Here is a 19,764-nt window from a genome sequence, read left to right on the forward strand (position 1 = left end):
CGCCTATGTTATCTGTCTCTCATTTGCATGCCCGCTACGATGGTCATCTGGCGCTACAGGATATCAATCTGTCGATTGATTCCGGGGAGTTACTGGTGGTGCTGGGGCCGTCGGGCTGTGGCAAAACCACCTTACTCAATCTGATTGCCGGTTTTTTAGCGCCGGAATCCGGCTCTATCACGCTCGAAGGTAAAACCATTACCGGGCCCGGCGCCGAGCGTGGCGTGGTGTTTCAGCATGAGGGATTGCTGCCGTGGCGTAACGTACTGGATAACGTGGCGTTTGGCCTGCAGCTGGCGGGCGTCAGTAAAACGGAGCGGCGGGCGGTTGCGCAGCGCATGCTGAATAAAGTCGGGCTGGAAGGGGCAGAAAAGCGCTATATCTGGCAGCTTTCCGGCGGTATGCGGCAGCGCGTCGGTATTGCCAGAGCACTGGCCGCCGATCCGCAGCTATTACTACTCGACGAGCCGTTTGGTGCGCTCGATGCTTTTACCCGCGAGCAGATGCAGGAACTGTTGCTGAAGCTGTGGAGTGAAAGCGGTAAACAAGTATTGCTGATTACTCATGATATTGAAGAAGCGGTGTTTCTCGCCAGTGAGCTGATTCTGCTGTCGCCGGGCCCCGGACGCATTATCGAACGCCTGTCGCTCGATTTTGGGCGTCGTTACGCTGACGGTGAATCCTGCCGCTCAATCAAATCCGATCCGCGCTTTATTGAGCGCCGTGAATATGTTCTCAGTCAGGTGTTTCAGCAACGCGAGGTGTTCTCATGAGTTCACTGATTAATGACAAAGTGACGACGCCAGCGGCATCGAAACTGCGCTGGCCACTGTCGCGCCAGCTGACGCTCAGCGCCGCCACTCTGCTGGTGCTGTTAGCCATCTGGTGGAGTGTTACTGCGCTGAAGCTGATTAGTCCGCTGTTTCTACCAGCGCCACAACAGGTATTGCATCAGTTGCTGACCGTCGCCAGTGCGCAAGGTTTTATGGATGCGACCTTATGGCAGCATCTGGCGGCCAGCCTGACGCGAATTCTGATCGCGCTGTTCGCCGCGGCGTTAATCGGCATTCCGGTTGGAATCGCGATGGGGCTGAACGCCACGGTTCGCGGCATTCTTGATCCACTGATTGAGCTGTACCGTCCGGTGCCGCCGCTGGCTTATCTGCCACTGATGGTTATTTGGTTTGGCATCGGCGAAACTTCAAAAATCTTACTGATCTATCTGGCGATCTTCGCACCGGTGGCGCTTTCAGCGCTGGCAGGAGTGAAAAGCGCCCAGCAGGTGCGGCTGCGTGCGGCACGTTCGCTGGGTGCCAGCCGCTGGCAGGTGCTGTGGTATGTAGTATTGCCCGGTGCGTTGCCGGAGATTTTAACCGGGCTGCGTATTGGGCTGGGCGTTGGCTGGTCGACACTGGTGGCAGCCGAGCTGATCGCGGCCACACGCGGGCTGGGCTTTATGGTGCAGTCTGCCGGTGAGTTTCTTGCCACTGACGTGGTGCTGGCTGGCATTGCTGTGATTGCGGTAATCGCATTTACCTTAGAACTGGGTCTGCGCGCGCTACAGCGTCGTCTGACACCCTGGCATGGAGTTGTACAATGAACGAACGTCTCACTATCACCGCGCTCGGCCCTTACATCGGGGCAGAAGTCAGTAATCTTGATTTGGCTCGTCCATTGAGCGATGCCCAGTTTGAACAGCTGTATCATGCGATGATTCGCCATCAGGTACTGTTTTTTCGCCAGCAGCCGCTGACTCCGGTGCAGCACCGGGCGCTGGCCGCGCGCTTTGGCGATCTGCATATCCATCCGGTTTATCCACATGCCGCCGATGTTGAAGAGATTATCGTGCTGGATACCCATGACAATAATCCGCCGGATAATGATAACTGGCATACCGACGTCACCTTTATCGACACGCCACCCGCCGGGGCGATTCTCGCCGCCAGGCATCTGCCGGACAGCGGCGGCGACACCCTGTGGGCCAGTGGAATTGCGGCATATGAGGCACTTTCCGCGCCGATCAGAACGCTATTGAGTGGTTTACAGGCCGAGCATGACTTCACCAAATCTTTCCAGGAGTTTAAACATCGTGGCAGCGAAGCAGAGCATGCGCGCTGGAAAAAAGCGGTGGCCAGTAATCCGCCGCTGCTGCATCCGGTAATCCGCACTCATCCGGTCAGCGGCAAACAGGCGCTGTTCGTCAATGAGGGTTTTACCACCCGTATTGTGGATTTAACGCAGAAAGAGAGTGATGCACTGCTGGCATTTCTGTTTGCGCATATCACCAAGCCTGAATTTCAGGTGCGCTGGCGCTGGCAGCAGGATGATGTAGCGATCTGGGATAACCGGGTGACGCAGCATTATGCCAATGCTGACTATTTGCCACAAAGACGGATTATGCATCGGGCAACGATTTTAGGGGATAAACCGTTTTATCGTGCGGGATAAAGCAACAGGCGGCGAGAACGCCGCCCGCTAACTCTTTATTCAGCCAGCATATTCTCCAGCTGCTCCTGCGCATCAAGCCATGCCATCTCGCACTCTTCAAGTGCTGACTTACTCTCGGCCTGGCTTTTCAGCGCGGCGGTTAAGTCGGCCTTACGGCTTTGCTCGTAAATCGCCGAATCAGCCAGCTGCTCTTCCGCTGCCGTCAGCTGCGCATTCAGCTTCTCCATCTGTTTTTCCAGCTGGGTAATCTGTTTGCGCAGCGGCTGCGTCTGGGTGCGCAATTCCGCCTCGCGACGTTTCTGGTCTTTGCGCGACTGGGCGCTGTTGGCGTTATCCAGTTTTGGTGTTGCATCCTGCTGGGCTTCTTGCTTCTGCACATCGCTCAGCCACTGCTGATAATCTTCCAGATCGCCTTCAAACACTTCCACTTTGCCGTCATGCACCAGGTACAGGTCGTCAGTGGTTGAACGCAATAAGTGACGATCGTGCGAGACCACCACCAGTGCGCCTTCAAAATCGATTAACGCCTCGGTCAGCGCCTGACGCATATCGAGATCGAGGTGGTTGGTCGGTTCATCAAGCAGTAACAGGTTGGGGCGCTGCCAGACGATGAGCGCCAGAACCAGTCGCGCTTTTTCGCCACCGGAAAAACGTTCGGTCTTCTCGCTGACCTGATCGCCCTGGAAGCCAAAGCCGCCAAGATAATCACGTAACTGCTGTTCCAGCACTTTTGGCGCCAGACGCACCAGGTGTTGTAACGGCGATTCATCTGCCCGTAAGAATTCGAGCTGATGCTGGGCGAAGTAACCGAGCTTAATTCCTTTGGCTAAACCGATATCGCCCTGCAATGGCGCCAGTTCACCAGCCAGCAGCTTGATCAGCGTTGATTTACCCGCGCCGTTGCGGCCCAGCAGGCCAATGCGTGAGCCGGGCACCAGGTTTAGCTTGATGGAGTTAAGAATCACCCGGTCTTGATAGCCAGCACTCACTTTTTCCATCTTCAGCAGTGGATTAGGCAAGCTTTCCGGCTGACGGAAACTGAAAGTGAACGGGTTATCGACGTGCGCCGGTGCAATCAGCTCCATACGCTCCAGCATTTTGATACGGCTTTGCGCCTGTTTCGCTTTGGTGGCCTGAGCGCGGAAACGATCGATATAGCTTTGTAAGTGCGCGACTTTTTGCTGCTGATGCTCAAACAGCGACTGCTGCTGCGCCAGCTTAGTCGCACGCTGACGTTCGAAGGAACTGTAGTTGCCGGTGTACTCAAACAGACCTTGCTGCTCGATATGCAAAATCTTATCGACTACCGGATCGAGGAAGTCGCGGTCGTGAGAGATCAGGATTAGCGTACCGGGATAGCTTTTCAGCCAGCGCTCCAGCCAGATCACCGCGTCAAGATCGAGGTGGTTTGTCGGTTCATCCAGCAGTAGCAGATCGGAACGAACCAGCAGCGCCTGTGCAAGATTCAGGCGCATGCGCCAGCCACCGGAGAAATCACTGACCGGGCGTTGCAGCTGTTCCTGACTGAAACCTAAGCCGTGCAGCAGGCTGGCTGCGCGCGACTGGATGGTCCACGCCTGAATTGCATCCAGCTTGCCGTGTAGCGTAGCGATGGCATGACCATCGTTAATTTCATTGGCGTGCTGTAATTCGGATTCCAGCTGACGAAATTCACGGTCGCCGTCGATAACATACTCAATTGCCGGCACGTCAAGCGCGGGCGTCTCCTGATTAACCCAGGCCAGCGCCCAGTTAGTCGGATAAGTGAGTCTGCCCGCATCGGCGCTCATCTCGTTCTTCAGCAGCGACAGCAGGGTCGATTTTCCGCAGCCGTTCTTACCCACCAGCCCGACCTTCTGGCCTGGATTGATGGTGGCAGTAGCATTGTCCAGCAGCACGCGGATGCCGCGACGAATTTGTAACGAGGAAAATACAATCATAAGCGCCGTATCGTCAGAATATGTTAATTTATTGTCATCATAATCAGAATTTCGGAATGACCTATTCCGTTGCGTCGAGCATGGTAGCTGAAAACGTACACCATGACGACGATTGAAGGGGACAAGATGTCGCAGCCACCTAAAGTTTTGCTGCTATATGCTCACCCGGAATCACAAGATTCGATAGCCAATCGCGTTTTGTTGCAGCCGGCGAAGCAGTTAGCCCACGTCACCGTGCACGATTTGTACGCGCACTATCCTGATTTTTTTATTGATGTGAGTTACGAACAACAGCTGTTGCGTGAGCATCAAGTTATCGTGTTCCAGCATCCCCTTTATACCTACAGCTGCCCCGCGCTGCTGAAAGAGTGGCTGGACCGCGTGTTGTCGCGCGGCTTTGCCAGCGGCGTCGGCGGCAATATGCTGGAAGGTAAATACTGGCGCAGTGTGGTGACGACCGGCGAGCCGGAAACGGCCTATCATCAGCATGGGCTGAATCGTTACCCGCTGTCGGAAATTATGCGTCCGTTTGAACTCACCGCACAAATGTGCCGGATGCACTGGATGACGCCGATGATTATCTATTGGGCGCGCCGTCAGACACCGGAAGTGATGAAAAATTATGCGCGAGCTTACGGTGACTGGCTGGCATCACCGCTGCCGCATGGAGGTTTATAAATGGAAGGACAAACCCTACTGACGGCTGGCGTACTGTATCTGTTTGCCGCCGTGGTGGCGGTGCCGATTGCTGCCCGGCTGGGTATTGGAGCGGTACTGGGCTATTTGCTGGCAGGCATCGCGATTGGACCGTGGGGATTAGGATTTATCAGCGACGTTGATGAGATCCTGCATTTCTCCGAGCTGGGCGTGGTGTTTCTGATGTTTATCATTGGCCTGGAGCTGAATCCCTCTAAGCTCTGGAAGCTCCGGCGTTCGATATTTGGCGTTGGCGCCGCGCAGGTGATATTCAGTGCCGCAGTGCTCGGCGGTTTGCTGTGGCTGACCGACTTCTCCTGGCAGGCAGCAATGATCGGTGGGATTGGTCTGGCAATGTCCTCGACGGCGATGGCGCTGCAACTGATGCGTGATAAAGGCATGAACCGCAATGAATCCGGGCAGTTAGGTTTCTCGGTATTGCTGTTCCAGGATATCGCGGTCATCCCGGCGCTGGCGCTGGTGCCTTTGCTGGCAGGCAGTGACAGCGGACATATTGACTGGATGAAAGTCGGTATGAAGGTGCTGGCGTTTGGCGGCATGCTGATCGGTGGCCGCTATTTACTGCGACCCATTTTCCGCTTTATCGCCGCATCCGGCGTACGTGAAGTGTTCACCGCAGCCGCGTTGCTGCTGGTGCTTGGCTCGGCGTTATTTATGGATATGCTCGGCGTTTCCATGGCGCTGGGGACGTTCATCGCCGGTATTCTGCTGGCTGAGAGTGAATACCGTCACGAGCTGGAAATTGCGATTGAGCCGTTTAAAGGCTTGCTGCTGGGCTTATTCTTTATCTCGGTCGGCATGGCGCTGAATCTCGGCGTGCTCTATACCCACATTCCCGAAATTCTCATCGGTGTTGTGGCGCTGGTGCTGATGAAAATTGCGGTTCTGTATCTGCTGGCGCGTACTTACGGCTTGCGCAGTTCGGAGCGTTTGCAATTTGCCGGCGTGCTAAGCCAGGGTGGAGAGTTTGCTTTCGTGCTGTTTTCGGCTGCGTCATCGGCAAAACTGTTTAGCGGCGATCAGCTTCCACTACTGCTGGTTATTGTCACTTTGTCGATGATGACCACGCCGCTGCTGATGCAGGGCATCGATAAAATCCTGTCCCGTCGCTTTAATGAGAGTGACGCCAGCGATGAAAAACCGTTTGTTGAAGATGATAAACCTCAGGTGATCGTGGTGGGGTTTGGTCGTTTCGGGCAGGTAGTTGGTCGTTTGCTGATGGCGAACAAAAAGCGCATTACCGTGCTGGAGCGTGATATCAGTGCGGTTAGCCTGATGCGTAAGTATGGCTATAAAGTATACTATGGTGATGCAACCGAGCTGGAGTTATTGCGTGCGGCAGGGGCTGAAAGCGCACAGTCCATCGTGATTACCTGTAATGCGCCGGAAGATTCGATGACCATTGTGCATCTTTGTCAGCAGCACTTCCCTCATCTGCAAATTCTGGCGCGTGCGCGGGGTCGTGTTGAGGCCCACGAATTGTTGCAGGCTGGCGTCACGCAATTCTCGCGCGAAACCTTCTCCAGTGCGCTGGAGCTGGGGCGCAAAGCGTTGATGACCGTCGGCATGCATCCGCATCAGGCGACGCGTGCGCAGTTGCACTTCCGCCGGCTGGATATGCGCATGCTGCGCGATCTGATGCCTAACCACGGTGACAGTGCGCAAATTTCGCGCGTGCGGGAAGCGCGGCGTGAACTGGAGGATATCTTCCAGACGGAGATGCAGCATGAGAGGCGGCAGTACGATGGCTGGGATGAGTTCGAGTAATTCTTAGCTTCAATTCGATCATTCAGGTGCGGCGTTTTCGTCGCCCGCAATGTGGAAACAATAATGCGTAAACGCTTTATCGCCGGTGCGGTTTGTCCGCACTGTCAGGAAAAAGACACTCTCGCGCTATGGCGGGAAAACAATGTTGACGTCGTTGAGTGTGTAAAGTGTGGTCATCAAATGCGTGAAGCGGATAAGCAGGTACGCGATCAGGTTCGCAGCAATGAGCAAGTGATCGGTATTTTTCATCCCGAGTAGCGCAATGAGGCAGCTTTTTTTAAGCTTAAGCGTACAGCGGGGTTGAATTCCGTTACAATCGGCGCCATTAAAATCTGACTGGTTGGTATTATTGCACGCAAAAATAGACCAATGAGGCAGGATCTAAGTTCTCAACGGTTAGGAGATATCATGAAAGTAGCAAAAGACCTGGTGGTTAGCCTGGCCTATCAGGTACGTACAGAAGACGGTGTATTGGTTGACGAGTCTCCGGTGAGCGCACCGCTGGACTATCTGCACGGTCATGGTTCCCTGATTTCTGGTCTGGAAAAAGCGCTGGAAGATCACGTTGTTGGTGATAAGTTTGACGTGCATATCGCGGCTAACGAAGCCTACGGCCAGTATGATGACAATCTGGTGCAGCGCGTACCAAAAGACGTGTTCATGGGCGTTGACGAGCTGCAGGTTGGCATGCGTTTCCTGGCTGAGACCGACCAGGGTCCGGTTCCAGTTGAAATCACTGAAGTTGAAGATGAGCATGTTGTGGTTGATGGTAACCACATGCTGGCGGGTCAGAACCTGAACTTCAACGTGGAAGTTATCGCGATTCGTGAAGCGACTCCGGAAGAACTGGCTCACGGCCACGTTCACGGTGAAGATGGCCATCACCACGATCACGAGCATGACCATGACCACGGTAAAGGTGGTTGCGGCACTGGCGGCTGTGGCTGCCACTAAGCATTTAATGCTAAAAAAAGGTCGCTTCGGCGGCCTTTTTTGTTTTACAGAGCGAGCGACTGGATGACTGCGCCAGCAGCAGCGTAGCGCAGCTATTTCATCAATCAATAATGCGGTGGTGGCGTCTCTTCAGACTGTGAAGCAATCATCGACGGTGCCGCAGCCTTTAGTTTATCCAGCATCAGGCGTAGCTGCTCACGCATCCTCGCCATCTCTAACTCATGCTGCACCACTGTCTGATTCAGCTCATCAATTGTGTGCTCCTGAAAAGCCAGTTTGCTTTCCAGCAACTCCAGCCGCTGTTCAAACAATGATTGTTGCATATTATTTCCTCTGATTACTGCCTGCGCAGCGTAGACCTATTTCCGGGTGATTCGTCTGATTCTAACGGTAAAAGCATTGCTTTAACCAGGCAAAAGCAGCTAATTTCAAGCTAACGATTGAAAAATGGTTATGCTGTCTTCATGTACTGTTTGAAACTTAACGGCATTACAACAGTCGTAGGTTAACTGAGTAATCTTTGGCAGAACCAGGTAGTTTACTCGCGCACAGCTATAGTACTAACCGACAGGTTATAATGATTTCCGAGGTGAGAGGCTTCGGTTTTGGAGAAATGGATGAAATCACTGTTTAAAGTCACATTGTTAGCTACCACCATGGCCGTTGCGCTGAATGCACCGCTGGCAATGGCAGCAGAATCTGCACCTGCTCAACAGGCCGCGCCTCAGGCTCCTAAAAACGCCGCGTTTAAAAATGAGGATCAGCAGTCCGCTTATGCGCTGGGTGCATCCTTAGGCCGTTACATGGAAAACTCCCTCAAAGAGCAAGAAAAGCTGGGTATCAAACTGGAGAAAGACCAGCTGATCGCCGGCGTGCAGGATGCGTTTGCCGGTAAGAGCAAACTCTCTGATAAAGAGATCGAGCAAACTCTGCAGTCCTTTGAAGGTCGTGTGAAGGGCGCAGCCCAGACCAAGATGGAACAAGATGCGAAAGAGAACGCTGAAAAAGGCGAAGCTTTCGCAGCAAAATTTGCTAAAGAAAAAGGCGTGAAGAAAACCGACTCAGGCCTGCTGTATCAGGTAGAGAAGCAGGGTACTGGTGAAGCGCCAAAAGACAGCGACACCGTAGTTGTAAACTATAAAGGTACGCTGATCGACGGTAATGAGTTCGATAACTCCTACACCCGTGGCGAGCCACTGTCATTCCGTCTTGACGGCGTGATCCCAGGCTGGACCGAAGGTCTGAAGCAGGTTAAAAAAGGCGGTAAAATCAAGCTGGTAATTCCACCGCAGTTGGCTTACGGTAAAAATGGCGTTCCGGGCATTCCGGCTAACTCCACGCTGGTATTTGATGTTGAACTGCTTGATATCAAACCAGCACCTAAAGCAGACGATAAGGCGCAAGCACCAGCCGCTGCTGACAAACAAGCCCAGTAATTACTGAGTTTGTTCCCAATCTATTTGGGAGAACCGCCGCAGCTTCTGCGGCGGTTCAGTGTTTCTTTCTTCCTGCCCCGCGTTTCACCACTTTTCGAGATTCTACGCAATTAGCAACAAAGGCCAGGACATGACTTTGCCAGGTTTGCTAAACTGTTTATCGCGCAAAATTCTGATATTGAGTCTGCCCAGGCCGCGCTGAGACAGGCTCCAGCCACTAGTAGGGTGTCTCTTTCATGTCTAATCCATTCAGTCCCAGTGAGCTAACCGAGTCAGACTTACTGGAGCAACATCCGTTCGTCCAGACCGATCACGATATTCTGAAGTCCTATGAAGCGGTGGTCGATGGCCTGGCGATGCTGATCGGTTCACACTGTGAAATCGTGCTTCACTCGCTGGAAGATCTGAAGTGTTCAGCGGTGCGTATTGCCAATGGCGAACATACTGGCCGCCAAATTGGTTCGCCGATAACCGACCTTGCGCTGCGCATGCTGCATGATATGACCGGAGCGGATACGAATGTCTCCAGAGCCTATTTCACCCGCGCCAAAAGCGGCGTGCTGATGAAATCGGTCACTATTGCCATTCGCAACCGTGAACACCGGGTTATTGGTTTGCTGTGCATTAACATGAATCTCGACGTGCCGTTCTCACAAATCATGTCGACTTTTATGCCGCCGGAAATCAAAGAGGTCGCTTCATCGGTAAATTTTGCCTCTTCAGTGGAGGATCTGGTGATGCAAACGCTGGAGTTCACCATTGAAGAGATCAGTGCCGATCGTAATGTGTCGAATAATGCCAAGAACCGCCAGATTGTGCTTAACCTGTATGAAAAGGGCATTTTCGATATTAAAGATGCGATCAATCAGGTCGCTGACCGCCTGAACATCTCCAAGCACACCGTGTACCTTTACATTCGTCAGTTCAAGAGCGGCGATTTTCAGGGACAAGAGCGCTAATGCGCTTTACGCTGCTGGTCACCGGGCCGGCTTATGGCACTCAGCAGGCGAGCAGCGCATGGCTGTTCGCCAATGCTTTGCTGGCGGCAGGGCACACGCTATCCAGCGTGTTCTTTTATCGCGAAGGGGTGCTGAATGCCAATCAGCTGGCTGCGCCAGCCAGTGATGAGTTTGATCTGGTGCGCGGCTGGCAGAAATTGCATGACGAGCAGGGTACCGCACTGCATATTTGCGTGGCGGCAGCGCTGCGGCGTGGTGTGACTGACTTACAGCAGGCGGAAAGTCTCTCTCTGCCCGTTGCTAATCTGCAGCCGGGCTTTGAACTGACCGGACTGGGCTCGCTGGCAGAAGCGGTACTGAGTTGCGAAAGACTGGTGCAATTTTAATGAATTCAATCGCTTTTATTTTTACTCAGGCGCCACATGGCAGCAGTGCCGGACGTGAAGGGCTGGATGCGGTGCTGGCGACATCAGCACTCAGCGATGACGTTGCGCTGTTTTTTATCGGTGATGGCGTAATGCAGCTCACTGCAGGCCAGCAGCCAGAGAAAATACTGGCGCGTAATTATATTGCCACCTTTGGTGTGTTACCGCTGTATGACGTTGACCAGTGTTATCTCTGTGCGGCCTCGCTGGCCGAACGTGGATTGTCTGTCGATGATGCGCGCGTGCTGCCCGCTGAGGTGCTCAGCAGCGATGCGCTGCGTGAATGTCTTGGTCAGTTCGACCGGCTACTGACGTTTTAAGGAACACCGATGCTGCATACCCTGATGAATTCTCCGTTTCAGTGTGACTTTGATTTGATGTTGCGCATGTTGAAAACCGGAGATGAGTTGTTAATGCTGCAAAATGGCGTGCTGGCCGCAATTGAGGGCAGTGGTGCTCTGACATCGCTGCTGGCGGCGCCGGTGACGCTGTATGTTTTGCAGGAGGACGTTGATGCTCGCGGCCTTTCTGCTCAAATTTCAACCAAAGTGAAGTTAGTGAGCTATAATGATTTCGTCGCGCTGGCGGTGAAACATCCGCAGCAAATGACCTGGTAAACACAGTAATCCTGGTTATTTCTTGACACCTTTTAAGCTCAGCTCTAAAATTCTGCGTCCTCGTGATACTACGAGGCGATTTATTACGTGTTTACGAAGCAAAAGCAAATCCCAGGAGCTATTTAATGGCAACAGTTAATCAGCTGGTTCGCAAACCACGCGTACGCAAAGTTGCAAAAAGCAACGTGCCTGCGCTGGAAGCCTGCCCGCAGAAACGTGGTGTATGTACTCGTGTGTATACCACTACCCCTAAAAAACCGAACTCCGCACTGCGTAAAGTATGTCGTGTTCGCTTAACCAACGGTTTTGAAGTTACCTCCTACATCGGCGGTGAAGGTCATAACCTGCAGGAACACTCCGTGATCCTGATCCGTGGCGGTCGTGTTAAAGACTTGCCAGGTGTGCGTTACCACACTGTTCGTGGCGCGCTGGACTGCTCCGGTGTTAAAGACCGTAAGCAAGCTCGCTCCAAGTATGGCGTGAAGAAGCCAAAGGCTTAATGGTTCTCCGTTAAGTAAGGCCAAACGTTTTAAATAAATGTCAAAATAAACTCGTAGAGTTTTGGACAATCCTGAATTAACAACGGAGTATTTCCATGCCACGTCGTCGCGTTATTGGTCAGCGTAAAATTCTGCCGGATCCTAAGTTCGGATCAGAACTGCTGGCTAAATTTGTAAACATCCTGATGGTAGATGGTAAAAAATCTACTGCTGAAGCAATCGTCTATACCGCGCTGGAGACCCTGGCTCAGCGTTCTGGTAAAAACGAACTGGAAGCTTTCGAAGTAGCTCTGGACAACGTGCGTCCGACTGTCGAAGTTAAGTCTCGCCGCGTTGGTGGTTCTACTTATCAGGTACCAGTTGAAGTCCGTCCGGTTCGTCGTAATGCCCTGGCAATGCGTTGGATCGTAGAAGCTGCTCGTAAACGCGGTGATAAATCTATGGCTTTACGCCTGGCGAACGAACTTTCTGACGCTGCAGAGAACAAAGGTACTGCAGTTAAGAAACGTGAAGACGTTCACCGTATGGCTGAAGCCAACAAGGCGTTCGCTCACTACCGCTGGTAATAGCCACGTAGTCGTTAAGCTAACCAAGCGGGCGCTTCAACTAGCCAACCCGCTTGGGTTAACTAACCTTGAACGTCCGAGAATCAGAGGAATCAAATGGCTCGTACAACACCTATTGCACGCTATCGTAACATCGGTATCAGTGCACACATCGACGCCGGTAAGACCACTACTACCGAACGTATCCTGTTCTACACCGGTGTAAACCACAAAATCGGTGAAGTTCATGACGGCGCAGCCACCATGGACTGGATGGCACAGGAGCAGGAGCGTGGTATTACCATCACCTCCGCAGCAACCACTGCGTTCTGGTCAGGTATGGCGAAGCAGTTTGAGCCACACCGCGTAAACATTATCGACACCCCTGGACACGTTGACTTCACCATCGAAGTTGAACGTTCCATGCGTGTTCTCGACGGTGCAGTAATGGTTTACTGTGCAGTTGGTGGTGTTCAGCCACAGTCTGAAACCGTATGGCGTCAGGCAAACAAATATAAAGTTCCACGTATCGCGTTCGTTAACAAAATGGACCGTATGGGTGCTAACTTCCTGAAAGTTGTTGGTCAGATTGAATCACGTCTGGCAGCTACTCCGGTTCCTCTTCAGCTGGCTATTGGCGCAGAAGAAGGTTTCACCGGTGTTGTTGACCTGGTGAAAATGAAAGCCATCAACTGGAACGATGAAGATGCAGGCGTGACCTTCGTATACGAAGACATCCCGGCAGATATGCAGGAACTGGCTGAAGAATGGCGCGCGAAATTAGTCGAAGCCGCAGCTGAAGCTTCTGATGAGCTGATGGAGAAATTCTTTGGTGGCGAAGAGCTGACTGAAGAAGAGATCAAAACTGCTCTGCGTAAGCGCGTTCTGAATAACGAAATTATCCTGGTAACCTGTGGTTCTGCATTTAAGAACAAAGGTGTGCAGGCGATGCTGGATGCGGTTATTGAATACCTGCCGGCACCGACTGACGTTACCGCGATTAACGGTATCCTGGACGACGGTAAAGACACTCCGGCTGTGCGTCACTCCGATGACGATGAGCCGTTTGCTGCGCTGGCGTTCAAAATCGCTACCGACCCGTTTGTGGGTAACTTGACCTTCTTCCGCGTGTACTCTGGTGTCGTGAACTCCGGTGATACCGTGTATAACCCGGTCAAATCTCAGCGTGAGCGTCTGGGCCGTATCGTACAGATGCACGCTAACAAACGTGAAGAGATCAAAGAAGTTCGCGCAGGTGATATCGCTGCTGCAATCGGTCTGAAAGAAGTGACCACCGGTGACACCCTGTGTGATCCGGATAACGTCATCATTCTGGAGCGTATGGAATTCCCTGAACCGGTAATTTCTATCGCCGTAGAACCGAAAACCAAAGCTGACCAGGAAAAAATGGGTCTGGCTCTGGGTCGTCTGGCTAAAGAAGACCCGTCATTCCGCGTATGGACTGACGAAGAAACTAACCAGACTATTATCGCTGGTATGGGTGAGCTGCACCTCGACATCATCGTTGACCGTATGAAGCGTGAATTCAACGTTGAAGCGAACATCGGTAAACCTCAGGTTGCTTATCGTGAAGCGATTCGCGCAAAAGTTACCGATATCGAAGGCAAACACGCCAAGCAGTCTGGTGGTCGCGGTCAGTATGGTCATGTGGTTATCGACATGTACCCACTGGAGCCGGGTTCAAACCCGAAAGGCTACGAATTTATCAATGACATCAAAGGTGGTGTGATTCCTGGTGAATACATCCCTGCGGTTGATAAAGGCATTCAGGAACAGCTGAAATCTGGCCCTCTGGCTGGTTATCCAGTAGTTGACCTGGGTGTGCGTCTGCACTTCGGTTCTTACCATGACGTTGACTCCTCAGAACTGGCGTTTAAACTGGCAGCATCTATCGCCTTTAAAGATGGCTTTAAGAAAGCAACTCCGGTACTGCTTGAGCCAATCATGAAGGTTGAAGTAGAGACTCCTGAAGAGAATACTGGTGACGTAATCGGTGACCTTAGCCGTCGTCGTGGTATGCTCAAAGGACAGGAATCTAACGCTACAGGCGTTCAGATTCACGCTGAAGTTCCGCTGTCTGAAATGTTCGGATACGCGACTCAGTTGCGTTCTCTGACCAAAGGCCGTGCTTCATACTCTATGGAGTTCCTGAAGTATGATGATGCGCCAAACAACGTCGCTCAGGCCGTTATTGAAGCTCGTAGTAAATAAACTACAGTTTTAACATATTGATCATATGCTCTCACCTCGGGTGAGAGCATTAAAGTAAGGAATATCGTCGTGTCTAAAGAAAAATTTGAACGTTCCAAACCGCACGTCAACGTCGGTACTATCGGCCACGTTGACCACGGTAAAACTACCCTGACTGCAGCTATCACCACCGTACTGGCTAAAACCTACGGCGGTTCTGCTCGTGCATTCGACCAGATCGATAACGCGCCAGAAGAAAAAGCTCGTGGTATCACCATCAACACCTCTCACGTTGAGTATGACACCCCGACTCGCCACTACGCGCACGTTGACTGCCCGGGACACGCCGACTACGTCAAAAACATGATCACCGGTGCTGCTCAGATGGACGGCGCTATCCTGGTTGTTGCTGCGACTGATGGCCCAATGCCTCAGACCCGTGAGCACATCCTGCTGGGTCGCCAGGTTGGCGTTCCTTACATCATCGTGTTCCTGAACAAATGTGACATGGTTGATGACGAAGAGCTGCTGGAACTGGTTGAGATGGAAGTTCGTGAACTGCTGTCTGCATACGATTTCCCAGGCGACGATCTGCCGATCGTTCGTGGTTCTGCTCTGAAAGCGCTGCAAGGCGAAGCTGAGTGGGAAGAGAAAATCGTTGAGCTGGCAGGTTACCTGGATTCTTACATCCCAGAGCCAGAGCGTGCGATTGACAAGCCATTCCTGCTGCCTATCGAAGACGTATTCTCCATCTCCGGCCGTGGTACTGTTGTTACCGGTCGTGTAGAGCGCGGTATCGTTAAAGTTGGTGAAGAAGTTGAAATCGTTGGTATCAAAGATACCGTGAAATCTACTTGTACCGGCGTTGAAATGTTCCGCAAACTGCTGGACGAAGGCCGTGCTGGTGAGAACGTTGGTGTTCTGCTGCGTGGTATCAAACGTGAAGACATCGAACGTGGTCAGGTTCTGGCTAAGCCAGGCTCAATCAAGCCGCACACCACTTTCGATTCAGAAGTTTACATCCTGTCTAAAGATGAAGGCGGCCGTCATACTCCGTTCTTCAAAGGCTACCGTCCACAGTTCTACTTCCGTACTACTGACGTGACCGGTACCATCGAACTGCCAGAAGGCGTTGAGATGGTAATGCCAGGCGACAACGTAAACATGAAAGTTACCCTGATCCACCCAATCGCGATGGATGACGGTCTGCGTTTCGCAATCCGTGAAGGCGGCCGTACTGTTGGTGCGGGCGTTGTTGCTAAAGTTATCGCTTAATTGCAGATAACCTGAAGTGGCCAGCTCAAACTGGCCACAGCAGTAAAAAAGAGCACTTCGGTGCTCTTTTTTTATGCCCAAAAACCAGCGATAAGTCGCGCTACTCCTGCTATTCAGGGATTGTAATAAAAACGATTCGCATTTACACTATGATCAGAAATTGTACTGGAGTTCAGAAATGTACGTCTGCTTGTGTAATGCCGTAAGTGATAAAACTATTCGTGAAGTCGTGCGTCACTATCAGCCAAAGTCTATTCAGCATCTTCGTCAGTTAGTGCCAGTAGGTAAACAGTGCGGCAAATGCATTCGCGCCGCGCGTGAAATCATGGATGATGAGCTGCAACACGTTCCGCAGTACAAAGAGATCGCCTGACAATACCCATGATTATTGTCATGGATTTTTGACTTCCTTCATTCCGCATCTACGCTGTTATTAACTGGAAGCGGAGGAAGCAAAATGAAGGGCGATATTAAAATCATAAACCATCTCAACAAATTACTGGGTAATGAACTGGTTGCTATAAACCAGTATTTCCTGCATGCGCGAATGTTCAAAAATTGGGGACTGATGCGCCTGAATGATGTTGAGTATCACGAGTCGATTGATGAAATGAAGCATGCGGACAAGTACATTGAACGCATTCTCTTTCTCGAAGGCATCCCCAATCTGCAGGATTTAGGCAGGCTGCGCATCGGTGAAGATGTTGAAGAGATTCTGAAATCAGATTTAGTACTGGAACTGGAAGGTGCCAAGGATCTGCGAGAGGCCATTGCCTATGCAGACAAGGTTCATGACTATGTGAGTCGCGATATGATGATCGAAATCCTTGCGGATGAAGAGCACCATATCGACTTTCTTGAAACCGAACTCGATCTGATTCAAAAAATCGGCGTTCAGAATTACCTGCAATCACAAATTAAACAATAAATTAAACCAGTCAGTTTCACTATGTTGAGCAATAAGCACCGACCATCCCGCAACTGACAGGCTCGGCCCAAAAGGTTGCCGGATGGTTTTTTGTCCCTTCAGCCGGCTTACCAGCCAGCCCAGAATGCCAATGGCTGCCGCCAGCGTGGCAATCAACGGCAGTGAAAGCCAGCCAGTCCACGCGCCCAGCGCGGCAAAATATTTCGCGTCGCCTAATCCCATTCCCTCCTGCTGCCGTAGCCAGAGATAGACCTGGTTAATCCCGCGAAAACTGATATAGCCGCATATTGCGCCAAGTAGTGCATGCTGCAAATGAAGCGGCGAAAGTTGCAGATTAAACAGCAGGCCGCACCACAGCAGCGGCAGTGTAATGGCATCAGGCAATAACAGATGGCGTCGATCAATTTCACTCAGAACCAGAACCGCACAACTAAAAAGAGCTAGCCAGGCAAACAGGGCAGGGTGCGGGCAACTAACGGCGACCGTTGCCAACAACAGAGCAGTACCTGACTCGAGATAGTAACTGTAGCGCGAAATAGGTTGATGACAGTAGCGGCAACAACCCCGTAGCATCAACCAGCTGATCAGTGGCAGCAAATCGCGCAGGGCCAGTCTGCGACCGCATGAGATACAGGCAGAAGCTGGACGGCAAATTCGTGCCAGCCAGACGCGTGCGTTGGCATCCATCGGAAAACGTTCAATGACCAGGCAAAGAAAACTGCCCAGTACGGCGCCCGTCAGCAACGCCGCTATCACCAGCCACTCATCCATAAGTTTCTCCCATTGACTGTCCGGCAGCATAGGGCGGGGCAGGCGGGGTTGTCACTGGCGCAATCGTCAAACTGGAAAACATTGCACAAGCAAGTAGTGCAGTTGCAGCCTCTGTCAGGATTTATTTGCACCAGCTTCCGGATGCCAGTAGTCAATCATCGAATATGGGTTGCCAGATGAGCAGATTCACGTATAATACGCCGGCCTGCCATTTATGTCAGGCGCGACTCAATTAGAGTCGCAGGCTAACGTTAACGCGTCTGGCCAGACAATACTCCCAATTGGGGAGTTATGTACTGAACGATTACACTCCTCCATCAATCGTAATGGATGTGGGTAGTAATTCTTTTCGTTTATAAATAATTGGAGCTCTGGTCTCATGCAGAACCAAAGAATCCGTATCCGTCTTAAAGCGTTTGATCATCGTCTGATCGATCAATCAACTGCGGAAATCGTTGAGACTGCCAAGCGCACTGGTGCGCAGGTTCGTGGTCCAATCCCGCTGCCGACCCGCAAAGAGCGCTTTACCGTTCTGATCTCCCCGCACGTTAACAAAGACGCGCGTGATCAGTACGAGATTCGCACTCACAAGCGTCTGGTTGACATCGTTGAGCCAACTGAAAAAACGGTTGATGCTCTGATGCGTCTGGATCTGGCTGCCGGTGTTGACGTGCAGATCAGCCTGGGTTAATCAGGTCATTGAGCGATTGAGAGGTTGAAACAATGATTGGTTTAGTCGGTAAAAAAGTGGGCATGACCCGCATCTTCACTGAAGATGGCGTTTCTATCCCAGTAACCGTGATCGAAATTGAAGCAAACCGCGTTACTCAGGTCAAAGGCCTGGAAAACGACGGTTACACTGCTGTGCAGGTAACTACCGGTGCTAAAAAAGCTAACCGTGTAACTAAGCCTGAAGCAGGTCATTTTGCTAAAGCTGGTGTTGAAGCTGGCCGTGGTCTGTGGGAATTCCGTACTGCTGAAGGCGAAGAATTCACCGTAGGTCAGAGCATTAATGTCGACATTTTCGCTGAAGTGAAAAAAGTTGACGTGACTGGTACATCTAAAGGTAAAGGTTTTGCCGGTACTGTAAAGCGCTGGAACTTCCGTACTCAGGATGCTACCCACGGTAACTCCTTGTCTCACCGCGTTCCGGGTTCTATCGGTCAGAACCAGACTCCGGGCAAAGTGTTCAAAGGCAAGAAAATGGCAGGACAGCTGGGTAATGAGCGCGTAACCGTTCAGAGCCTTGACGTTGTGCGTGTTGACGCTGAGCGCAACCTGCTGCTGGTTAAAGGTGCAGTTCCCGGTGCTACCGGTAGCGACCTGATCGTTAAACCAGCTGTGAAGGCGTAAGGGGATAGCCATGGAATTAGTATTGAAAGACGCGCAAAGCGCGCTGACTGTTTCCGAAACTACCTTCGGTCGTGATTTCAACGAAGCGCTGGTACACCAGGTTGTTGTTGCTTATGCAGCAGGTGCCCGTCAAGGTACTCGTGCTCAGAAGACCCGTGCTGAAGTAACTGGTTCCGGTAAAAAGCCGTTTCGTCAGAAAGGCACCGGCCGTGCGCGTGCGGGTACTGTAAAAAGCCCAATCTGGCGCTCAGGTGGTGTGACCTTCGCTGCGAAGCCACAGGACCACAGTCAAAAAGTTAACAAAAAGATGTACCGCGGCGCGCTGAAAAGCATCCTGTCCGAACTGGTACGTCAAGAACGCCTGATCGTTGTCGAGCAGTTCTCTCTGGAAGCACCTAAAACTAAGTTGCTGGTAGAGAAGCTGAAAGACATGGCTCTGGCAGATGTGCTGATCATCACTGGCGAACTGGAAGAGAACCTGTTCCTGGCCGCACGTAACCTGTACAAGGTTGACGTACGTGATGCAGCGGGCATCGACCCAGTTAGCCTGATCGCCTTCGACAAAGTCGTTATGACTGCTGACGCAGTTAAGCAAGTTGAGGAGATGCTGGCATGATCCGTGAAGAACGTCTGCTGAAAGTACTGCGCGCGCCGCACGTATCTGAAAAAGCATCTGCTGCGATGGAAAAAACCAACACCATCGTTCTCAAAGTTGCTAAAGACGCGACCAAAGCAGAAATCAAAGCCGCTGTTCAGAAACTTTTCGAAGTTGAAGTTGAAGTCGTGAATACCCTGTTAGTTAAAGGGAAATCAAAACGTCACGGACAGCGTATTGGTCGTCGTAGCGACTGGAAAAAAGCTTACGTCACCCTGAAAGAAGGCCAGAATCTGGACTTCGTCGGCGGCGCTGAGTAAGTC

25 protein-coding genes are annotated in these 19,764 nt (G+C 51.9%); 22 read left to right on the forward strand and 3 right to left on the reverse strand.

Annotated elements, in window-relative coordinates; translation table 11 throughout:
- The first annotated feature begins 5 nt into the window (after positions 1 to 5).
- Genes tauB through tauD form a run of 3 tightly spaced genes read left to right on the forward strand, consistent with a single transcriptional unit; the run spans position 6 to position 2,448 of the window.
- Positions 6 to 773 (forward strand): taurine ABC transporter ATP-binding subunit, encoded by a 768-nt coding sequence (gene tauB, locus RIN69_RS01820; RefSeq protein ID WP_313855206.1) that lies wholly within the window; start codon positions 6 to 8, stop codon positions 771 to 773.
- On the forward strand, positions 770 to 1,600 hold the full coding sequence (gene tauC, locus RIN69_RS01825) for a taurine ABC transporter permease TauC (RefSeq protein WP_313855208.1): 831 nt from the start codon (positions 770 to 772) through the stop codon (positions 1,598 to 1,600). The genes tauB and tauC overlap by 4 nt, the downstream gene beginning before the upstream one ends.
- On the forward strand, positions 1,597 to 2,448 hold the full coding sequence (tauD, locus tag RIN69_RS01830; RefSeq protein ID WP_313855209.1) for a taurine dioxygenase: 852 nt from the start codon (positions 1,597 to 1,599) through the stop codon (positions 2,446 to 2,448). Before tauC ends, tauD begins: the two co-directional genes overlap by 4 nt.
- A 35-nt stretch (positions 2,449 to 2,483) precedes the next feature.
- On the opposite strand, the gene RIN69_RS01835 is transcribed toward tauD, so the two are convergent.
- A complete protein-coding gene (locus tag RIN69_RS01835) occupies positions 2,484 to 4,388 on the reverse strand; it encodes an ABC transporter ATP-binding protein (RefSeq protein WP_313855210.1) in 1,905 nt (634 codons plus the stop codon).
- A 126-nt stretch (positions 4,389 to 4,514) separates the two neighbouring features.
- Here RIN69_RS01835 and kefG point away from each other — a divergent pair, with 126 nt between their 5' ends.
- From kefG to slyD, 4 genes are all read left to right on the forward strand, one after another.
- Positions 4,515 to 5,066 carry a glutathione-regulated potassium-efflux system ancillary protein KefG gene (kefG, locus tag RIN69_RS01840; protein WP_313855211.1) on the forward strand — a complete coding sequence of 184 codons (552 nt, stop codon included), beginning with the start codon at positions 4,515 to 4,517 and terminating at the stop codon, positions 5,064 to 5,066.
- Complete coding sequence (gene kefB, locus RIN69_RS01845; protein WP_313855212.1) at positions 5,067 to 6,872, forward strand: glutathione-regulated potassium-efflux system protein KefB; 1,806 nt, start codon at positions 5,067 to 5,069, stop codon at positions 6,870 to 6,872.
- A gap of 63 nt (positions 6,873 to 6,935) precedes the next feature.
- On the forward strand, positions 6,936 to 7,130 hold the full coding sequence (locus tag RIN69_RS01850) for a YheV family putative zinc ribbon protein (RefSeq protein WP_313855213.1): 195 nt from the start codon (positions 6,936 to 6,938) through the stop codon (positions 7,128 to 7,130).
- A 150-nt stretch (positions 7,131 to 7,280) separates the two neighbouring features.
- A complete protein-coding gene (gene slyD / locus RIN69_RS01855; protein WP_313855214.1) occupies positions 7,281 to 7,826 on the forward strand; it encodes a peptidylprolyl isomerase in 546 nt (181 codons plus the stop codon).
- Positions 7,827 to 7,930: 104 nt separating this feature from the next.
- On the opposite strand, the gene RIN69_RS01860 is transcribed toward slyD, so the two are convergent.
- Positions 7,931 to 8,149, reverse strand: a complete 219-nt coding sequence (locus tag RIN69_RS01860; protein WP_313855215.1) for a protein SlyX — start codon at positions 8,147 to 8,149, stop codon at positions 7,931 to 7,933.
- A gap of 294 nt (positions 8,150 to 8,443) precedes the next feature.
- Here RIN69_RS01860 and fkpA point away from each other — a divergent pair, with 294 nt between their 5' ends.
- The 11 genes from fkpA to bfr all read left to right on the forward strand — a co-directional run bounded on the left by fkpA (position 8,444) and on the right by bfr (position 16,722).
- Positions 8,444 to 9,262 (forward strand): FKBP-type peptidyl-prolyl cis-trans isomerase, encoded by an 819-nt coding sequence (gene fkpA / locus RIN69_RS01865; RefSeq protein ID WP_313855218.1) that lies wholly within the window; start codon positions 8,444 to 8,446, stop codon positions 9,260 to 9,262.
- A 236-nt stretch (positions 9,263 to 9,498) separates the two neighbouring features.
- Entirely contained in the window at positions 9,499 to 10,221 is a 723-nt protein-coding gene (locus RIN69_RS01870) for a helix-turn-helix transcriptional regulator (protein ID WP_313855219.1), read from the forward strand.
- The gene (tusD, locus tag RIN69_RS01875) at positions 10,221 to 10,607 is read left to right on the forward strand and encodes a sulfurtransferase complex subunit TusD (RefSeq protein ID WP_313855220.1); all 387 of its coding nucleotides are present in this window, start codon (positions 10,221 to 10,223) and stop codon (positions 10,605 to 10,607) included. Before RIN69_RS01870 ends, tusD begins: the two co-directional genes overlap by 1 nt.
- Entirely contained in the window at positions 10,607 to 10,966 is a 360-nt protein-coding gene (tusC, locus tag RIN69_RS01880) for a sulfurtransferase complex subunit TusC (RefSeq protein WP_313855221.1), read from the forward strand. The genes tusD and tusC overlap by 1 nt, the downstream gene beginning before the upstream one ends.
- A gap of 9 nt (positions 10,967 to 10,975) precedes the next feature.
- Positions 10,976 to 11,263: a sulfurtransferase complex subunit TusB gene (tusB, locus tag RIN69_RS01885; RefSeq protein ID WP_313855223.1), complete on the forward strand. Its 288-nt coding sequence runs from the start codon at positions 10,976 to 10,978 to the stop codon at positions 11,261 to 11,263.
- A gap of 125 nt (positions 11,264 to 11,388) precedes the next feature.
- Positions 11,389 to 11,763 (forward strand): 30S ribosomal protein S12, encoded by a 375-nt coding sequence (gene rpsL, locus RIN69_RS01890; protein WP_003852912.1) that lies wholly within the window; start codon positions 11,389 to 11,391, stop codon positions 11,761 to 11,763.
- Between the two features lie 95 nt (positions 11,764 to 11,858).
- Positions 11,859 to 12,329 (forward strand): 30S ribosomal protein S7, encoded by a 471-nt coding sequence (gene rpsG, locus RIN69_RS01895; RefSeq protein WP_017803037.1) that lies wholly within the window; start codon positions 11,859 to 11,861, stop codon positions 12,327 to 12,329.
- Between the two features lie 96 nt (positions 12,330 to 12,425).
- Positions 12,426 to 14,540 carry an elongation factor G gene (fusA, locus tag RIN69_RS01900; RefSeq protein WP_313855226.1) on the forward strand — a complete coding sequence of 705 codons (2,115 nt, stop codon included), beginning with the start codon at positions 12,426 to 12,428 and terminating at the stop codon, positions 14,538 to 14,540.
- A 69-nt stretch (positions 14,541 to 14,609) separates the two neighbouring features.
- Positions 14,610 to 15,794: an elongation factor Tu gene (gene tuf / locus RIN69_RS01905; protein WP_313854325.1), complete on the forward strand. Its 1,185-nt coding sequence runs from the start codon at positions 14,610 to 14,612 to the stop codon at positions 15,792 to 15,794.
- Positions 15,795 to 15,972: 178 nt separating this feature from the next.
- Complete coding sequence (gene bfd, locus RIN69_RS01910; protein ID WP_313855227.1) at positions 15,973 to 16,167, forward strand: bacterioferritin-associated ferredoxin; 195 nt, start codon at positions 15,973 to 15,975, stop codon at positions 16,165 to 16,167.
- A gap of 84 nt (positions 16,168 to 16,251) precedes the next feature.
- The gene (gene bfr / locus RIN69_RS01915) at positions 16,252 to 16,722 is read left to right on the forward strand and encodes a bacterioferritin (RefSeq protein ID WP_313855229.1); all 471 of its coding nucleotides are present in this window, start codon (positions 16,252 to 16,254) and stop codon (positions 16,720 to 16,722) included.
- On the opposite strand, the gene RIN69_RS01920 is transcribed toward bfr, so the two are convergent.
- A complete protein-coding gene (locus RIN69_RS01920) occupies positions 16,705 to 17,493 on the reverse strand; it encodes a prepilin peptidase (protein WP_313855231.1) in 789 nt (262 codons plus the stop codon). The genes bfr and RIN69_RS01920 overlap by 18 nt on opposite strands.
- Before the next feature lie 379 nt (positions 17,494 to 17,872).
- Here RIN69_RS01920 and rpsJ point away from each other — a divergent pair, with 379 nt between their 5' ends.
- The 4 genes from rpsJ to rplW are packed head-to-tail and all read left to right on the forward strand — an operon-like array spanning position 17,873 to position 19,761.
- The gene (gene rpsJ, locus RIN69_RS01925) at positions 17,873 to 18,184 is read left to right on the forward strand and encodes a 30S ribosomal protein S10 (RefSeq protein ID WP_001181005.1); all 312 of its coding nucleotides are present in this window, start codon (positions 17,873 to 17,875) and stop codon (positions 18,182 to 18,184) included.
- A 32-nt stretch (positions 18,185 to 18,216) separates the two neighbouring features.
- Positions 18,217 to 18,846, forward strand: coding sequence for a 50S ribosomal protein L3 (gene rplC / locus RIN69_RS01930; protein WP_313855233.1), 630 nt, complete (start codon positions 18,217 to 18,219; stop codon positions 18,844 to 18,846).
- Positions 18,847 to 18,856: 10 nt separating this feature from the next.
- Positions 18,857 to 19,462, forward strand: coding sequence for a 50S ribosomal protein L4 (gene rplD / locus RIN69_RS01935; RefSeq protein ID WP_052902728.1), 606 nt, complete (start codon positions 18,857 to 18,859; stop codon positions 19,460 to 19,462).
- Positions 19,459 to 19,761 (forward strand): 50S ribosomal protein L23, encoded by a 303-nt coding sequence (gene rplW / locus RIN69_RS01940; RefSeq protein WP_052902730.1) that lies wholly within the window; start codon positions 19,459 to 19,461, stop codon positions 19,759 to 19,761. The genes rplD and rplW overlap by 4 nt, the downstream gene beginning before the upstream one ends.
- Positions 19,762 to 19,764 lie beyond the last annotated feature (3 nt).

Origin of the sequence: Winslowiella toletana (genome assembly GCF_032164335.1) — a bacterium.
Lineage (GTDB): Bacteria > Pseudomonadota > Gammaproteobacteria > Enterobacterales > Enterobacteriaceae > Erwinia > Erwinia toletana_A.

Excerpts from the sequence above, each read along its gene's own strand:
- tauB (WP_313855206.1), top strand. The coding sequence starts at position 6 with ATGTTATCTGTCTCTCATTTGCATGCCCGCTACGATGGTCATCTGGCG.
- tauC (WP_313855208.1), top strand. The coding sequence starts at position 770 with ATGAGTTCACTGATTAATGACAAAGTGACGACGCCAGCGGCATCGAAA.
- tauD (WP_313855209.1), top strand. The coding sequence starts at position 1,597 with ATGAACGAACGTCTCACTATCACCGCGCTCGGCCCTTACATCGGGGCA.
- RIN69_RS01835 (WP_313855210.1), bottom strand. The coding sequence starts at position 4,388 with ATGATTGTATTTTCCTCGTTACAAATTCGTCGCGGCATCCGCGTGCTG.
- kefG (WP_313855211.1), top strand. The coding sequence starts at position 4,515 with ATGTCGCAGCCACCTAAAGTTTTGCTGCTATATGCTCACCCGGAATCA.
- kefB (WP_313855212.1), top strand. The coding sequence starts at position 5,067 with ATGGAAGGACAAACCCTACTGACGGCTGGCGTACTGTATCTGTTTGCC.
- RIN69_RS01850 (WP_313855213.1), top strand. The coding sequence starts at position 6,936 with ATGCGTAAACGCTTTATCGCCGGTGCGGTTTGTCCGCACTGTCAGGAA.
- slyD (WP_313855214.1), top strand. The coding sequence starts at position 7,281 with ATGAAAGTAGCAAAAGACCTGGTGGTTAGCCTGGCCTATCAGGTACGT.
- RIN69_RS01860 (WP_313855215.1), bottom strand. The coding sequence starts at position 8,149 with ATGCAACAATCATTGTTTGAACAGCGGCTGGAGTTGCTGGAAAGCAAA.
- fkpA (WP_313855218.1), top strand. The coding sequence starts at position 8,444 with ATGAAATCACTGTTTAAAGTCACATTGTTAGCTACCACCATGGCCGTT.
- RIN69_RS01870 (WP_313855219.1), top strand. The coding sequence starts at position 9,499 with ATGTCTAATCCATTCAGTCCCAGTGAGCTAACCGAGTCAGACTTACTG.
- tusD (WP_313855220.1), top strand. The coding sequence starts at position 10,221 with ATGCGCTTTACGCTGCTGGTCACCGGGCCGGCTTATGGCACTCAGCAG.
- tusC (WP_313855221.1), top strand. The coding sequence starts at position 10,607 with ATGAATTCAATCGCTTTTATTTTTACTCAGGCGCCACATGGCAGCAGT.
- tusB (WP_313855223.1), top strand. The coding sequence starts at position 10,976 with ATGCTGCATACCCTGATGAATTCTCCGTTTCAGTGTGACTTTGATTTG.
- rpsL (WP_003852912.1), top strand. The coding sequence starts at position 11,389 with ATGGCAACAGTTAATCAGCTGGTTCGCAAACCACGCGTACGCAAAGTT.
- rpsG (WP_017803037.1), top strand. The coding sequence starts at position 11,859 with ATGCCACGTCGTCGCGTTATTGGTCAGCGTAAAATTCTGCCGGATCCT.
- fusA (WP_313855226.1), top strand. The coding sequence starts at position 12,426 with ATGGCTCGTACAACACCTATTGCACGCTATCGTAACATCGGTATCAGT.
- bfd (WP_313855227.1), top strand. The coding sequence starts at position 15,973 with ATGTACGTCTGCTTGTGTAATGCCGTAAGTGATAAAACTATTCGTGAA.
- bfr (WP_313855229.1), top strand. The coding sequence starts at position 16,252 with ATGAAGGGCGATATTAAAATCATAAACCATCTCAACAAATTACTGGGT.
- RIN69_RS01920 (WP_313855231.1), bottom strand. The coding sequence starts at position 17,493 with ATGGATGAGTGGCTGGTGATAGCGGCGTTGCTGACGGGCGCCGTACTG.
- rpsJ (WP_001181005.1), top strand. The coding sequence starts at position 17,873 with ATGCAGAACCAAAGAATCCGTATCCGTCTTAAAGCGTTTGATCATCGT.
- rplC (WP_313855233.1), top strand. The coding sequence starts at position 18,217 with ATGATTGGTTTAGTCGGTAAAAAAGTGGGCATGACCCGCATCTTCACT.
- rplD (WP_052902728.1), top strand. The coding sequence starts at position 18,857 with ATGGAATTAGTATTGAAAGACGCGCAAAGCGCGCTGACTGTTTCCGAA.
- rplW (WP_052902730.1), top strand. The coding sequence starts at position 19,459 with ATGATCCGTGAAGAACGTCTGCTGAAAGTACTGCGCGCGCCGCACGTA.